This window comes from Acinetobacter sp. LCT-H3, from assembly GCF_001866125.1.
GTDB lineage: Bacteria > Pseudomonadota > Gammaproteobacteria > Pseudomonadales > Moraxellaceae > Acinetobacter > Acinetobacter schindleri.
In genome coordinates, this window is record NZ_MODX01000028.1 from 1 (window position 1) to 15,125 (window position 15,125).

Genomic DNA, 15,125 nt, shown 5'->3' on the forward strand with positions numbered 1-15,125 from the left:
ATTTATGAAAGAGATCTAATAGTTTAGATGAATAATTAAGCATAATCTATAATTATGCTTAATTACATCTATTAGAAAAACTAAATTGAATTTTTTAACGTTTTTTTATGATTAAGTACCTGTTTAGCGTATTTTTTACCTTGCTTACGCATCTTGCGATTATTTTCAAAACCAGATGGACCGACATTATAATATCCTAGCCCCTTTTTTAAGTCGCCTGCAGATTGTTGATAACGCGCTAATATATAGGAGCCACATTGGACATTGGTGGCTTCATGGAATAAATCAGCTCCACAACTGCTTTGCCAATAACGTGGAATAATTTGCATTAAACCCACAGCACCAGCAGGTGAGCTGACATACGGACGATAGGTAGATTCTTGTCGAATTACTGCTGCGACTAAGAGTGGATCTAAATTGTGCTGTTCGGCACTTTTAATAATCAGTGGCGATACGCGATTTGCTGTTTCTGGAGAGATAGAATATGCACTTTGTATCCCTTTGGAAAGTTTAGCTGAGCGTTTTTCTATGGAACCTCCACCTAAAGAAGAACATGCAGTTAAAGTAATTGCACTGCCTAGGAGGATGAGTTGTTTGAAATGCGAAGGTGTAAAAAAATGAGATAAAAGACGTTTTAAGGGAAAGGACTTAAAGTAGGTCAAAATTAAATATCCGCATTATAAAATTAATTTGATACTAAAAAATGAACTGTTCAGCGTCAAGCTGATTAGCCTTTTAAACCTGAGCTACAATAATTTTTGCAGCTTTTTGGCTTGATCTTTACTTGAGGCATATTTTATATAGTTTTCAGCATCCAGATTTCACACGCTTCACTATGCCCCGTATTGCCTTCAGGATATGCCAGATGTTCAAAGCCCAGTTTTTCATAGAGTTTGACAGCTTGCCAAAGGGATTTTGTCGTTTCCAGATAAATCTTATGAAATTTCTGTTGCTGTGCGAAATCAAAAGCCAGATTCAAAATCTGTTTGGCAAACCCATGTTGACGAATGGCTGGGAGGAAATACATTTTCTGGATTTCTAGAATGCTATTATCACCTTGTAAGGGAGCAATGCCACCACCACCATAAACTTGATCATCTTCATCGACAATAACCCAGTAAGCAGCATTTGGTTGTTGATAAACCTGATATAAGCTGTCCAGAATAGAATCACCTACTGCAAAACCGGATTCAGCAGCAAGAACAAATTCAATAGAAACTTCACGAATAATTTTGGCAATTTGGGGATTATCCTTAGGCTGGATCGGTTGAATAGAATACATAAATCATGAAACATAAAAAAAGATAGAAATTTTATAGTCCTAAAACTGTAAAAAATCCATCTTTATAGCTTATAAATCCATCAACGAGTCAGCATGTTCGAGATTCTGTAACCTACTTCAGCTCACTAGATGATTTACCCAGCTCACGACGAGCAATAATCAGCTGTTGGATTTGCTGGGTACCTTCAAAGATATCGAGAATTTTTGAGTCACGAGCCCATTTTTCGAGTAGCTCAGTCTCGCTATAACCTGCAGAAGATGCTAACTCGACGCACTTTAAAGTGATTTCATTAGCAATACGACCAGCCTTGGCTTTGGCAATTGAAGCTTCGCGAGAGTTGGGTTTACGATTGTCTGCCATCCAGGCTGCTTTCAGCATCAGCAGTCGAGCTGCTTCCCATTCTGCTTCCATCCGGTAAATCTGCGCTGCAATATGGGAGGTCTGTAAATAGGGTGTACCGTAATCCGTATCAAGCTGGTCTTTNTCTAAAGATGCTTTAGAACAGCCAATCGCCATTGCAGCAACCAGTGGGCGGGTATTATCAAAGGTTTCCATTACGCCAGCAAAACCTTTGGCAACATCAATATCTGCATTACCCAACAGATTTGCCGCAGGTACACGGCAGTCTACAAAGCTGATTGCAGCGGTATCTGAAGCTTTGATACCAAGTTTATGTTCCAGACGTTCGACTTTCATCCCAGGCGTACCTTTGAGTACCACAAAGGATTTGATTGCAGCACGACCCAGGTTTTTATCCAAAGTTGCCCAAACCACTACAGAATCTGCACGTTCACCTGAGGTGACAAAGATTTTTTCGCCATTCAGGATATAGTCATCACCATCTTTGGTTGCTGTAGTACGGATTGCAGCAGAGTCTGAACCACAACCTGGCTCGGTAATCGCCATTGCTGCCCAGGTGCCTTCAAAACGTGTCAATTGTTCCTCATTTGCCACCGCTGCAATTGCCGAGTTACCCAGACCTTGGCGTGGCATGGACAGGAGCAGACCTGTATCGCCATAACACATCTCAATAATACTCAGTGCAGTTGACATGTTGACGCCATTTTTATTAGACGTATCGGTATCACCACGTTTATTGACTGCGGCACCAGCATTCATACCTTCGCTACCAGCATTCATGCCATCCACAACAGAAGCCAGCATATCCAGCTCTTTAGGATAGGCATGTTCAGCCTTGTCATATTTACGGGAAATTGGACGTAATACATTCAGCGCAACTTCATGGGCCTGATCAATCAGTAATTTAAATTTTTTTGGATTTTGCAGATTCATTATAATTATTCCATATTCATGTCAATGATCAGGCATGCAGCCCACTTTGAATGACAGCAGTCGCGCGTAAGTCACGATACCAGCGTTCCACAGGATGTTCACGGGTATAGCCATGTCCACCCAGGATTTGCACGCCATCTGTGCCAATCTGCATTGATTTTTCTGCGCAGAGAATACGGGCCAAATATGCCTCACGATGGAAAGGCTTACCTGCTTCTGCAAGACTGGCAGCGTTTAGCACCAGCATACGCATAGCATCTGTTTCAATTGCCATATCGGCAATCATGAAAGCAACCCCTTGACGATGGGAAATAGGTTCACCAAACGCTGTACGTTCATTGGCATATTGAATACAGTATTTCTTGACAGCCTCGCAGGTACCGACAGCCATGGCACACCACATCAGATTACCCAGATCGATAAAAGCGGTGTAATCAAAATCTTCATCACCGAGACGTTGTGCTGGTGTATTGTTGAAATGCAGTGTGGCAGTTTCATTTGCTTTAAGACCCATCGCAGCTGACTTTTGAATACTGATGCTCGGATCACCTTGCACCACAAATACATCCGGCTGACCATTGAGCATGGCACTGACCAGATAGAGGTCTGCAGTGGCTGCGAGTAAGACCAGTGTTTTTTCACCCTGAATCAGATAATGATCTTGGTGTGGTGTTGCTTGGGTTGTAAGCCTAAAAGGATTGAAAGCCGATATATTTTCCTGCGTGGCAAATGTGGCTCGAATACCTTTATCATTTGCGAAAGAAGCCAGATAGTCGGATTGAATCTGTTCTGAGCCCCATTGAGTCAGGGCATTGATCACACTAAAGGTTGAGAGCAGGCCAGCAGTCAGGCTAAAGTCTCCTTTAGCCAGATATTCGGCAATCAGCACATTGCTCACAATATTCTTTTCAGTCGCTACACCACCTAAGGACTCAGGCAAGGCATAGAAGTTAAGTCCTAAGTCGGTACCATGTTGCCATAGAACCTCTGGAAAGGTTTCAGCGTGATCTGCATCATGAGCAAGCGGATAAAGCACTTCGGCTGAGAACTGTTCCATCGCATCTACGGTCATCTGCTGTTCTTCAGTCAGGCTAAGATCAAACAGGGATTTATTCTGATTTGGCAGGCGCTGTTTTTTAATTTTTTGTCCTGATTTCAGCAGCTTTTGTGTCTGGCTTAGGGTTTTAAAACCTGCCTTAGAACTTTGATACAGAGACTTTTCAACGAATTTTCGTAGCTTAAACTGATCCAGTAGCTCACTGCCTGCAATTTTAGTCAGTATGGATAAGCCAACTCCTTGGGCCTTATTTACCATATTGCTCATTATCATTATCCTGTTATAAATGTTTTAGGTATTTTCAGAATTATGCTGACAGGTTGCCTGATAAAAAACCATGTCAGGAATGACATGATTGATTGACAATAATGAAGTGAATTTATTCTATAAAATTTGCTAACAAGTTTATGAAATTATTAATATAATTATATTATTCAAAAATATTAAAATGCAAGAAATTGACCCGGATAACAGAAATCAACCGGGTCAACTTAAAATATCACTTGATACCATTTAGAGATGTTTCTTGATCATGGCACGCACATTGGTTTTGGCATCAATCACGGTCATAAAGGTATAAGCCCCAATAAATTTACGGCTGATGAACATAAACTCTTTCGGTGGGACGCTGAAATAACGTGATGCCATCGATTTAGAGGCTTGTTGCATGACACGGCTATGCAACTGACTCTTTTTCCAGTCATAGCGATCTTGTGCATCCATTACGCCGGCTGGCAGGTCTTTATTGTTCATTGGCGAGCTAAATGCTTCAGTGGCCAGCAAGAAAACCTTGGCCATATCCGGTTTGATGCTTTGCGGAATCGAGTCAAAGAATTCATAACCAGTCATGGCTTTGACCATCATATCTGAATCATGATGATAACCCGCTTGAATCAGATTACGCGCCACATTGAGCAGATGCTGGTCAAACTGACGGATTGCACCGAAGTCGAGCAGGACAATTTTATCCTGTGCGTCATCACCATTGCCCAAACGTACCAGATAATTCCCGAAGTTCGGGTCAGTCTGCATTTCGCCCCATTCGAAAATCTCGCGTACTGCGATTTCTAAGGAAGCTTCACCGAGTTTATTACGACGTTCCTGTGGCAGAGACAGCATGACCGGACTATTGATTGGTACACCACGCTCATAGGTCATACAGAGCACGCGATCGGTCGAGTAATCTTCAATAATAGTCGGTACGATATAACGTGGATCATTTTGCAGACGTTGACGGAAACGGCGGGTTGTCGCAGCTTCAATTTTGTAGTCCACTTCACGATGCATCATTTCACGAACTTCATCAAACCACTGATCAAATTCACGGGTTTGCGGCACCATACGGGTCAATTTGAGCATGTTCTTAAACAGGCTCATATCTGAGTCAATCGCTTCTGCAACGCCTGGATACTGGATTTTCAGTACCAGTTCCAGCCCGTCAGATTTGCGTTTGGCGCGATGTACCTGAGCCAGTGAGGCTGTTCCTAAAGGTTCATGATCAATGGTTAAATCATCAAGTTTTGAACCAAGCTGTGCTTGTAACTGCGCTTTAATCGCAGGCCAAGCCAAGGCTACAGTCTTATTATTTAATGTATTTAATGCCTGAGTGATTTCTTCAGGCAGAAAATGTTCGCCATAGAGCGCCATCATTTGGCCAATCTTGACGATAGAACCTTTCAGCTTGCCGATTTCTGCAACCAGATAATCCGCCTGTTCTTTCATGGCTTTTTTGCGTTTTTTCTCTTTCTCTTCTTCACTCGAGAACATTGAAGTGGCATTTGATGCTGCCCAGCGGGTGCCTGCAAGTAGGGATGCCTTGGCGATCGATAAGCGTCGATCCATGGATGAGGTTTTCAGTTGTTTGAGCTTATCGTTCTGATCTGACATGTAGAATAAATCCTTTCCCAGCATATAGCAGAATAAATCATTGTAGCGGATATTAACCTGTCTTCACGTATTAAAAAAGTTTTAACAGATTGAATTTACGCTAAACATGATCAGGCTCGATGACCTGTATTTATATTAGCCAAGGCATTATGGCATCTGAAATTGAATTTTTAATTCAGTTCTTTGTTGCAACTGTTGGATATTTGTTTGAATGTGCTGTTGAATCAATGTAATCACGGACTCATGCTGAAAGCCCAAAGCATAACCTTTAACAATCACGATACTGGGCAAACTAAAAAACAGATAGCGTGCATCTTCCAGCGTTGCCTGCTGAAAAACACCTTGCTGAATTAACATGTCTTGCAAAAATGCCTTTTCCTGCTGCACGTTATGAGACTGTACATCATCCCAATAATTCAGGCGCATGGCCATCAGGTTGTTATGCTTGTAGCTCATAACATTCAACTCGTTTACTTGTATATCTTCGCTCTATAATGGGGACAATTCTGAGAGTTTCAATTGCTCATTTGCATAAAATCGATGCTTATAAAGGAATAGGAATTTTCACTGGACTCAGGTAGTATCGGAATATAACTTAAAACAAAATTGATGAGTGCGATTGTAAGCATCATGCCAATTTGGCAAAGGGGAATGTATGCGTTTTGCATGGTTATTAACTGCGATTCTGGCAGGTACAACTGTACATACACAAGCAGCTCAGGATTATTCCAGGGAATATTCACAGTGTATGAAGTTCACCTATGGTGACCGTACCAAGACTGAAAAATGTATTGCTAAGGAATTAAAAGGGCAGACTAAAATCTTGAAAAAAAGCTATAAAAATTATCTTAAATTAAACGCAAATAATGCTGCTGTAGTAAAAAACCATTATGCCTTGTTTGAATCCAGACTGGACAAGCAATGTGGTCGTATCCGTGCTGGAAACTACACCAAAATCCAGCAAGGACAATGTGCCCTAGCTATGGTAATTGAGCAGTCCAATTATTATCAATCACGTTCTTTTGTCGGAAAACGCTGAGGATCTGATCGGTACTCAAAAGCATAACGGACATGTAAGTTTGTTATGCTTTTTAAATTATGGCGAGAATTTGAGATTTATTAAGACTGGACAGAAGCGCTGAATAGGTGAGTCAGTATTATTTATCACCTACTTCATAAAACGTTCGATTTATCTCTCATACTTTAAAGCATTCAAATCCGGATTAAAGCGATCTATTGTTGACCATTCTCATCATCAAATAACAGGCTTCTAAAACCGGATTCAGCCAGAGTGGAGTCGTGCTGTTTTCGTATTTTTCATGGTTTTAGCATTATAAAAGCAGGCGAAACAAGGTATCATAAGGCGTTTTAAAATATGACCTCTGGAGACGCCTTAAGTGGATCGACCGACTATTAGCCCTGAACATTTGCAGGAAGCCGCTGAAAATCTAACAACCATTCGTGATTTTATCCGTTTTGGTGTTACAGCATTACGTCAATACGATGCGCACTTGGGCCAAGGCACAGAAGATTATTTTGCTGAAAGTTCAGCACTGGTTTTACAAACCCTTTCTCTGGACTGGAATGCTGATCCAGAAATTCTGGATTCAAAACTGCTTCCAAGCGAAAAAGAAGAGTTTTTGAATCTTTTAGGACGTCGTATCAATGAAAGAATGCCGACATCTTATCTATTAAATCTGGCTTATTTCTTTGGTAAGCCATTCTATGTGGATGAGCGTGTACTGATTCCACGTTCACCAATCGTTGAGCTGATTGAAAACCGTTTTGCACCATATTGCCTGGGCGAAAATGGTGAAATGGGTGCAGCGGTAAATAACCTGCCAGAAAATCCGAATCCAAAAACACCACAACGTATTCTGGACATGTGCACCGGTTCAGGCTGTATTGCGATTGCATTGGCATACGCTTTTCCAGATTCTGAAGTGGATGCAACCGATCTGTCTAAAGAGGCTTTAGAAGTAGCGCAGATCAACTGTGAACACCATAACAAGCAGTATCAAGTGGCATTGCTTGAATCGGACCTGTTCGCAAAAATTCCTGCTGAAAATCAGTATGATCTAATCGTGTCGAATCCACCGTATGTGGATGCAGAAGACATGGCAGATTTACCAGACGAATTCCACCACGAACCTGAAATGGCTTTGGCTGCAGGTCAGGATGGTTTGGATTTGGTACGTAAAATGCTGGCTCAAGCGGCTGATTACCTGACTGAAGATGGTCTGATTGTAATTGAAGTCGGTAACTCTGAATGGGCAATGAAGCAAAACTTCAATAAAGTTGATTTCCACTGGTTGCAGTTCCAGCGTGGTGGTTCAGGTATTTTCGCATTGACTGCAGCCCAATGCCGTCAATATCGCGATTTATTTATTCAATCTGTTAATGCATAAGGAGTCGTTCACATGGCAGGTAATAGTATAGGGCAACTCTTCCGTGTAACGACTTGTGGTGAATCTCATGGTGTTGGCCTGATGGCGATCATTGATGGGGTTCCACCAGGAATTGAACTGTCTGAAGCTGATTTGCAAAAGGATCTGGACCGCCGCAAGCCGGGTACATCGAAATTTGCAACGCAGCGTAAAGAGCCGGATGAAGTGGAAATTATTTCCGGTGTGTTTGAGGGTAAAACCACCGGCACTTCAATCGGACTTTTAATCCGCAATACTGACCAGAAATCGAAAGACTATGGCAATATCGCGCAGACTTTCCGCCCGGGTCATGCAGACTATACCTATACCCAGAAGTATGGTTTCCGTGATTATCGTGGCGGTGGCCGTTCAAGTGCACGTGAAACTGCAATGCGTGTGGCAGCGGGTGCGATTGCCAAGAAATTCCTGTTTGAGAAATTCGGTATTGAAATCCGCGGTCATGTCACCCAGATTGGCACTGAAAAAGCCGAGAAACTGGACTGGAATGAAGTTCCAAATAATCCGTTCTTCTGTGGTGATGTTGATGCCGTTCCACGTTTTGAGGCACTGGTCACGTCGTTGCGTGAACAAGGCACCAGTTGTGGCGCGCGCCTTGAAATTATTGCCTCTAAAGTCCCAGTAGGCTGGGGTGAGCCAGTATTCGATCGTCTGGATGCCGATATTGCCCATGCCATGATGTCGATTAACGCCGTTAAAGGTGTTGAGATTGGTGATGGTTTTGGCGTTGCTGAGCAGTTTGGTCATGAAACGCGTGATGAATTAACGACAGATGGTTTCCTGGCAAATCATGCAGGCGGTATTTTGGGTGGGATTTCTAGCGGTCAGGACATTCGCGTATCGATTGCACTAAAACCAACCGCTTCAATCACGACTCCAGGTAAAACCATCACCATCAATCGTGAAGATACTGACGTGTTGACCAAAGGCCGTCATGATCCTTGTGTGGGTGTACGTGCGACTCCGATTGCTGAAGCGATGCTGGCGATTGTATTGATGGATCACTTTATGCGTCATCGTGCACAAAATACCGATGTTGTTGCGCCGTTTGCACCAATTGAACCGAAATAATTCGCTTCTGATCTGAAGTGAATCCAAAAAGTCAGACTTCGGTCTGACTTTTTTATGATCTGCAAAGGCAATAGATGATTTAGGCGGAGAGAAACTTATTTTTCCTATGCTTTTAAGAAGTTTAGGTTTATTAAAAATGAAATTCGAAAACTCATCCAAAAAATGATTCAAAAATTTTTAATGAGTTAGGAAAAGCTTAAAGAGGAGGTGTTAAATATTGCAAAAGAAGAAAGCTGGACTTAATTGGTTTATTATTCATTAAAACGCATGAGAGACTTTCTCTTACTTATTATCCATTGATTTTTCTAATACTTTTTCTCTTGAAACTCTTCGGTTGTTGTATCCTTAATAATTGACAGGCAATTGGGTTCGATTGCCACAAAATTGCATGTTACGAGTGGCTCAATGCTTCATACTATCTTCAGCGTCCTGTTTCCACTGATTGCCCTAATTACCCTCGGTTATGCATTAAAACAAAGGAAATGGTTAGAAGACGGATTTTGGCGGGGGGCAGAAAAGCTAAACTACTATGTACTATTTCCAATCATGCTATTCCTGAATCTGGCTACTGCTCAGATTCAGATAGATATTATTCAGGATGTGGTGCTGGTTATTTCAATTATTACTGTACTGGTTTGTGCAGTGCTGTACAGTCTAAAAGCGATATACCGGATTAACTTTGCCCGATTTGGGGTCTATATACAAAGCATACTGCGCTTTAATACCTATATTGGCATTGCTGCGGTCAGCACCTTATTTGGTCAGGCAGGGATGACAGTATTTGCCGTCATTATGGTGTTCTTTATTCCAGTCGTAAATACCGTTTCTGTGCTGGCATTTACTAAACCGGCTGATATGCAGTTTGGAAAAATTTTCATATCCCTCGCGAAAAATCCACTGATTTTAGGCTGTCTGGTGGGTGGGCTTTATAATCTGTCCGGATTGGGGATATGGCAGGGGATGAACCAGTTATTGAAACAAATGGCAGCATGCAGTTTGCCTTTAGGTTTGATGTGTGTCGGGGCAGCATTAAAGTTTGGGCAAATTAATCTGGATTTATGGCGCATTGTCTGGAACACAACTGGGCGTATGATCTGCATGCCATTGCTTGGCTTGGGGGTATGCAAGATACTGGGAATTTCCACGCTGACGACTCAAGTGCTGGTATTGTTTTTCACATTACCAACCGCTTCTGCTTCATATGTATTGACCAAAGTTCTGGGTGGAGACAGTGAACTCATGGCGAAAGTTATTAGTGTGCAGACCCTGATTGCAGGATTAACCTTGCCATTATTCTTAACTTTTATCATCTGAGTTGAAAGAATCCAATAGAGAAATTTTTGACTTAAAATAGCCTAAGCAAATTAAAATTTTTAATTAACTTATAATTCTGTTTCAAAAATCTAATCAAATATCTGCACCTTCATTTAGATTTCATTTTATAGCTAAGCGAGGCTAACGTAGCCTTGCTAATTACTGTGTCTTTACAACTTTGCACAGTAACTTTTTATTAAGCGCTATAGCATGGTATATAAATTGCAAAACAATACATATGCACATTATTGCAGGAGAGAAATGCACCCGCATTCGCCGAAGGAGCAACGACCCCGGAAACTCTCAGGCAGAAGGACTGTAATAATGCAAAACTCTGGAGAGAAGTGTTGAATCACTCACCGAAGGGGAAGGTTAAGGTATTGATCTCCAATACTGAAATCAAAGCTCTCAGGTAAAAATGACAGATGGGGCAGACATCATAATAAAAAAGGAGATGTCTATGCGTCATGTAATTGTCATTGGTGCCGGGATTACCGGCGTAACCACTGCTTATGAACTGGCTTTATTAGGGTATCACGTCACTGTAGTCGATCAGCATCTTTACCCTGCCATGGAAACCTCGTATGCCAATGGCGGGCAACTTTCCGCCTGTAATGCAGAAGTCTGGAACCAAAAAGCAACGGTACTGAAAGGCCTGAAATGGATGTCGCAAAAAACTGCCCCATTACTGCTCAACCCGTCTTTTAGTGTGCATAAATACAGCTGGCTAATGGAATTTATGGGGAATATTCGTCATTACGAAACCAATACCCGGGAAACGGTAAAAATGGCGTTATTGGCCCGTAAACGTTTATTTGAAATTGCTGAAACAGAACAGATTGAGTTTGATCTGGAAAAAAGGGGAATCTTGCATTTTTATCATACCGAGCAGGATTATAAGGTCGCGATGAAGGTCAATGATCTGCTTTGCAGTGGCGGGCTGGAACGCAATGCGATTTCCAATGAAGAAATTAAACAGATTGAACCCACTTTAACCGGTGATTATTATGCCGGCTTCTTTAGCCGTAGCGATGCTACCGGGGATATTCATAAATTTACTACAGGTCTGGCCAAGGCTTGTGCAGACAAAGGTATACTTTTCCTGTTTGGTCAGAATGTACAGGCAATAGAGCAGAAGGATGATTATATCCGGATCAGTTGTATGCCGAGCAGTGAAAATTCCAATACCAATCCGCAAGAACGACTGGAACTGAAAGCTGATGCCATCGTGGTCTGTGCCGGTGTGGGTAGTTATCAACTGTCTTATCTGTTGGGTGACCGGGTCAATGTCTATCCGGTGAAGGGATATTCAATTACCGTACAGCTTAACGATGAACAAAGTCAGCAAAATGCGCCGTGGGTCAGCCTGCTGGATGAAAGCGCTAAAATTGTGCTCTCCCGATTGGGTAAAGACCGACTGCGTATTGCGGGTACGGCAGAGTTTAATGGTTATAGCCGCGACATTCGTGCTGACCGGATTCAGCCTTTAATTGACTGGACGCATCGTAATTTTGATATTTCCACTGAATATGTGATTCCCTGGACCGGATTAAGGCCAATGATGCCGAATATGATGCCAGTCGTGCGTCAAGGAAAACACAAGCGGGTGTTTTATAATACCGGACATGGACATTTAGGCTGGACGCTCTCTGCTGCGACAGCAGCAATGATCAGCCAGCAGGTGGCTCAAACCTATCCTGTAGCTTAAAACAAAAAAGATCATCCTCGGATGATCTTTTCTTAATTGAATGAGTTTTAGTCATATAGGCGATAGACACCGCTAAAGCGTTCACAGCCTTTCTGCTGGGTTTTTACCGAAAGAAGGGCCTTGGTATAGTGGAATTCATACTTACAGTCGTTTTCGTTATCAGTGATTTCAGTTTTAGCTTCAGGAGTGGTATAAGCTAAAAAAGGGATAGTTTGAGTATCTATACGGTTTTTAGGACTGCGATAGGCAATACCTTCGATCTTGATGCGGTCTTTACTGAGCTGATGGATTTTCAGGTGTACTGGCTGTTTGGCAATCTGGCCCTGTTCAAATTTTAAATAATGCTGGGTCAGGCTTTGATTCAAAGAAATAAAGATATTCAGATCATCTAGACGCACATCAAACTGCTGTTTATAACAATCTAGTGTTTTGCACTGTTGTAAGCGGTTTAGCCATAATTGATGCGTATCCTGAATAATACTTAAAGGTGCATCAGTAATCAGGTAGGCCGTGAGATACTGGCTCGCCAGATTTTTTCTAAATTCAGCCAGAGGCACGGAACACAGTGTCGAAGTTGCTTTACTGGCTTGTGAGCTATCTGAACATTCTAGCGGACGTACGGATGCTGCAGCACCTGTTGCCAAAGTGCTCAAACCCAGCATGAGACCCAGAAGTTTCATCATTTTTATATCAGTTTTCAGCAGCATGATCGCTTATACTTTCACTGTGTTACGCTTGGTCTAACTATAGCGAAATAGAAACGAAGTGTACAAGATTTCAATTGGTTATTTCTAAGGATGAAAACAGTGGTTGCACAAATTCGAATTGGTCAGGGGCTGGATGTGCATGCATTCGAAGAAGGTGATTTTGTCACACTGGCAGGCGTGAAAATCCCACATACCCATGGCCTCAAAGCACACTCGGATGGTGACGTTGTATTACATGCATTATGTGATGCTTTATTAGGTGCATTGGCGCTGGGAGATATCGGTCAGCATTTTCCAGATACGGATCCTAATTTTAAAGGTGCTGACAGTCGTGTATTGTTGAAGCACGTGTATCAGCTGATCTTGGATCGTGGTTATGTATTGAATAATGCTGATATTACTGTGGCCTGTGAACGTCCAAAACTGGCAAAGCATAATCTGGAAATGCGTCAAAGCATTGCAGATGTACTAGAAGTAGATGTAACCCAGATTAGCATTAAGGCGACGACAACAGAAAAGCTGGGCTTTACCGGGCGTCAGGAAGGCATTCTGTCCATGGCGACGGTCCTGATCGCTCATGCAAAGTGATCAGGATTAATCATTGCCAGCTTAAGTTCTTCAGTTGCTTTACGGCCTTGTAGCTGTAAGGCAACAGCATGCAATAGACCCGTCCAGGTGTCATTCGGTTCCCAGACCTGATGCAGGCTTGCTTGCGCCGTCGGTAGATCCATATCCATATAGTATTGGCGATATAAATACATCAGGCTGCTGACATGCAAGTTTTGATTGCAATGTACCCAAACGGCTTGTTGCTTGACTAGATGATCAATCATGTCCAGCACTAGCAGGCATTGATCATCGGATGGCATTTCCCAGGAAATTGGCAGCTGGACATAGTTGAGTCCAAGTTCCAGACAGATTTTATCTTCATGGTCCAGGTGAGGCTCTGCATCGCTCAAAGCTACATTGATAACGGTCGAGATCCCGTATTCCTTTATTAGCTTAAGCTGTTCTGCTGTTGGCTGGCCTGAAGTAAACAGGTGCTCATGGATGAATTGAAAATTATTAATTTGACAGAGTGCAGTTTCAATTTCATTCATCAGATCATTTTCCTTATGTAGAAATGCAAACGCCATCTTACGATGGCGCTTTGATCAATCGCTTAGCGATTTGGTAAAACGTCCTTTAACGCCTCATGCATATCAAGTAATGCCTTTTCAGTCGTTTCCCAGTCGATACAGCCATCAGTCACTGATTTGCCGTATTCCAGATCACAAAGGTTAGCCGGGATATCCTGACGACCACCTTTAAGATGACTTTCTACCATAATACCAACAATTGATTTATTTCCATCAATAATTTGTTCAGTGATGTTTTTTAGCACTAATGGTTGTAAGTACGGGTCTTTATTTGAGTTTGCATGACTGGTGTCAATCATGATTTTGGTACTAACTTTCGCTTTTGCCAAAGCAGTCTCAGCTTCTGCAACAGAACCTGCATCATAGTTCGGTTTGCCATTGCCACCACGAAGTACCACATGAGCATATGGGTTACCAGAAGTACGAATGACTGCAACCTGACCTTGATCGTTCAGACCGAGGAAGCTATGACCGTGTTTCACGGATTGCATGGCATTGGTTGCAACAGTCAGGCCGCCATCAGTACCGTTTTTGAAACCTACTGGTGAAGACAGGCCAGATGACATTTCACGGTGAGTCTGGCTTTCGGTAGTACGTGCACCAATCGCTGACCATGAAATTAAATCCTGATAATACTGTGGTGAGTTTGGATCAAGTGCTTCGGTTGCACATGGCAGACCTTTTTCATTCAGCTCAAGTAAAAGCTTACGGCCAATGCGTAGACCTTTTTCAATATTGAACGAGTCATTCATGTCCGGGTCATTGATCAGACCTTTCCAGCCAATGGTAGTACGTGGTTTTTCAAAATACACACGCATTACCAGATACAGGCTGTCTTTCACTTTTTCGCTCAGCACTTTCAGGCGCTCAGCATATTCTTTGGCAGCTTCAGGGTCATGAATTGAACATGGACCAATCACGACAAAAAGACGTTTATCGTTGCCATCAAGAATATTGCGAATCGTTTCACGACCTTTCAGTACGGTTTGATAAGCATTCTCAGTCAAAGGCAACTCAGTCTTTAATTGTGCTGGAGTTACAAGAGGAATCATGCTTTGGATATTCACATCATCAATATCTGATTGTGAAATAGGATTTGACTGTAGTGTATTCATTGCCGTCACTGGTTCGATCATACAAAAGGTTGTTTAATAGCCCGAATATAACATGAATGATGCGTCACTTTGTTATAAAAAAGATGAATAAATCTTTGAAAAAAAAG

The 15,125-nt window shown here is 42.2% G+C and carries 15 protein-coding genes and 1 riboswitch; of the genes, 6 read left to right on the plus strand and 9 right to left on the minus strand.

Features of this window, described 5'->3' with window-relative positions:
- Positions 1-80 precede the first annotated feature (80 nt).
- The 6 genes from BK820_RS12585 to BK820_RS12610 all read right to left on the minus strand — a co-directional run bounded on the left by BK820_RS12585 (position 81) and on the right by BK820_RS12610 (position 5,976).
- Positions 81-662: a lytic transglycosylase domain-containing protein gene (locus BK820_RS12585; protein ID WP_071321107.1), complete on the minus strand. Its 582-nt coding sequence runs from the start codon at positions 660-662 to the stop codon at positions 81-83.
- Positions 663-796: 134 nt separating this feature from the next.
- The gene (locus BK820_RS12590; RefSeq protein WP_071321108.1) at positions 797-1,282 is read right to left on the minus strand and encodes a GNAT family N-acetyltransferase; all 486 of its coding nucleotides are present in this window, start codon (positions 1,280-1,282) and stop codon (positions 797-799) included.
- Positions 1,283-1,394: 112 nt separating this feature from the next.
- Complete coding sequence (locus tag BK820_RS12595; RefSeq protein WP_071321109.1) at positions 1,395-2,576, minus strand: acyl-CoA dehydrogenase family protein; 1,182 nt, start codon at positions 2,574-2,576, stop codon at positions 1,395-1,397.
- 28 nt (positions 2,577-2,604) lie between these two features.
- Positions 2,605-3,900, minus strand: coding sequence for an acyl-CoA dehydrogenase family protein (locus BK820_RS12600; protein ID WP_071321110.1), 1,296 nt, complete (start codon positions 3,898-3,900; stop codon positions 2,605-2,607).
- Between the two features lie 246 nt (positions 3,901-4,146).
- Complete coding sequence (locus BK820_RS12605) at positions 4,147-5,520, minus strand: ABC1 kinase family protein (RefSeq protein ID WP_004809593.1); 1,374 nt, start codon at positions 5,518-5,520, stop codon at positions 4,147-4,149.
- A 147-nt stretch (positions 5,521-5,667) separates the two neighbouring features.
- Positions 5,668-5,976 (minus strand): hypothetical protein, encoded by a 309-nt coding sequence (locus tag BK820_RS12610; protein ID WP_004809591.1) that lies wholly within the window; start codon positions 5,974-5,976, stop codon positions 5,668-5,670.
- Positions 5,977-6,175: 199 nt separating this feature from the next.
- Between BK820_RS12610 and BK820_RS12615 the strand changes: the two genes are divergently transcribed.
- The 5 genes from BK820_RS12615 to BK820_RS12635 all read left to right on the plus strand — a co-directional run bounded on the left by BK820_RS12615 (position 6,176) and on the right by BK820_RS12635 (position 12,057).
- Positions 6,176-6,559, plus strand: a complete 384-nt coding sequence (locus BK820_RS12615) for a DUF1311 domain-containing protein (protein ID WP_071321111.1) — start codon at positions 6,176-6,178, stop codon at positions 6,557-6,559.
- Between the two features lie 358 nt (positions 6,560-6,917).
- Entirely contained in the window at positions 6,918-7,928 is a 1,011-nt protein-coding gene (gene prmB, locus BK820_RS12620) for a 50S ribosomal protein L3 N(5)-glutamine methyltransferase (protein ID WP_004809587.1), read from the plus strand.
- A gap of 12 nt (positions 7,929-7,940) precedes the next feature.
- Complete coding sequence (gene aroC, locus BK820_RS12625; protein WP_071321112.1) at positions 7,941-9,035, plus strand: chorismate synthase; 1,095 nt, start codon at positions 7,941-7,943, stop codon at positions 9,033-9,035.
- Positions 9,036-9,440: 405 nt separating this feature from the next.
- The gene (locus BK820_RS12630) at positions 9,441-10,349 is read left to right on the plus strand and encodes an AEC family transporter (RefSeq protein WP_071321113.1); all 909 of its coding nucleotides are present in this window, start codon (positions 9,441-9,443) and stop codon (positions 10,347-10,349) included.
- Between the two features lie 241 nt (positions 10,350-10,590).
- A riboswitch (glycine riboswitch) is annotated at positions 10,591-10,678 on the plus strand.
- A 131-nt stretch (positions 10,679-10,809) separates the two neighbouring features.
- A complete protein-coding gene (locus tag BK820_RS12635) occupies positions 10,810-12,057 on the plus strand; it encodes a D-amino acid dehydrogenase (protein WP_071321114.1) in 1,248 nt (415 codons plus the stop codon).
- A 47-nt stretch (positions 12,058-12,104) separates the two neighbouring features.
- Here BK820_RS12635 and BK820_RS12640 read toward each other — a convergent pair whose 3' ends face one another.
- Positions 12,105-12,764, minus strand: a complete 660-nt coding sequence (locus BK820_RS12640; protein ID WP_004809580.1) for an A1S_1983 family putative colistin resistance protein — start codon at positions 12,762-12,764, stop codon at positions 12,105-12,107.
- A gap of 99 nt (positions 12,765-12,863) precedes the next feature.
- On the opposite strand from BK820_RS12640, the gene ispF reads away from it, so the two are divergent.
- A complete protein-coding gene (ispF, locus tag BK820_RS12645; protein ID WP_071321115.1) occupies positions 12,864-13,352 on the plus strand; it encodes a 2-C-methyl-D-erythritol 2,4-cyclodiphosphate synthase in 489 nt (162 codons plus the stop codon).
- On the opposite strand, the gene BK820_RS12650 is transcribed toward ispF, so the two are convergent.
- A complete protein-coding gene (locus BK820_RS12650) occupies positions 13,340-13,864 on the minus strand; it encodes a protein tyrosine phosphatase family protein (protein WP_071321127.1) in 525 nt (174 codons plus the stop codon). The genes ispF and BK820_RS12650 overlap by 13 nt on opposite strands.
- Positions 13,865-13,926: 62 nt before the next feature.
- Positions 13,927-15,018, minus strand: coding sequence for a 3-deoxy-7-phosphoheptulonate synthase (locus tag BK820_RS12655; protein WP_111810749.1), 1,092 nt, complete (start codon positions 15,016-15,018; stop codon positions 13,927-13,929).
- Positions 15,019-15,125: the final 107 nt, after the last annotated feature.

Excerpts from the sequence above, each read along its gene's own strand:
- BK820_RS12600 (WP_071321110.1), bottom strand. The coding sequence starts at position 3,900 with ATGAGCAATATGGTAAATAAGGCCCAAGGAGTTGGCTTATCCATACTG.
- BK820_RS12590 (WP_071321108.1), bottom strand. The coding sequence starts at position 1,282 with ATGTATTCTATTCAACCGATCCAGCCTAAGGATAATCCCCAAATTGCC.
- BK820_RS12610 (WP_004809591.1), bottom strand. The coding sequence starts at position 5,976 with ATGAGCTACAAGCATAACAACCTGATGGCCATGCGCCTGAATTATTGG.
- BK820_RS12630 (WP_071321113.1), top strand. The coding sequence starts at position 9,441 with ATGCTTCATACTATCTTCAGCGTCCTGTTTCCACTGATTGCCCTAATT.
- aroC (WP_071321112.1), top strand. The coding sequence starts at position 7,941 with ATGGCAGGTAATAGTATAGGGCAACTCTTCCGTGTAACGACTTGTGGT.
- BK820_RS12640 (WP_004809580.1), bottom strand. The coding sequence starts at position 12,764 with ATGCTGCTGAAAACTGATATAAAAATGATGAAACTTCTGGGTCTCATG.
- BK820_RS12615 (WP_071321111.1), top strand. The coding sequence starts at position 6,176 with ATGCGTTTTGCATGGTTATTAACTGCGATTCTGGCAGGTACAACTGTA.
- BK820_RS12650 (WP_071321127.1), bottom strand. The coding sequence starts at position 13,864 with ATGAATGAAATTGAAACTGCACTCTGTCAAATTAATAATTTTCAATTC.
- BK820_RS12635 (WP_071321114.1), top strand. The coding sequence starts at position 10,810 with ATGCGTCATGTAATTGTCATTGGTGCCGGGATTACCGGCGTAACCACT.
- BK820_RS12655 (WP_111810749.1), bottom strand. The coding sequence starts at position 15,018 with ATGAATACACTACAGTCAAATCCTATTTCACAATCAGATATTGATGAT.
- BK820_RS12605 (WP_004809593.1), bottom strand. The coding sequence starts at position 5,520 with ATGTCAGATCAGAACGATAAGCTCAAACAACTGAAAACCTCATCCATG.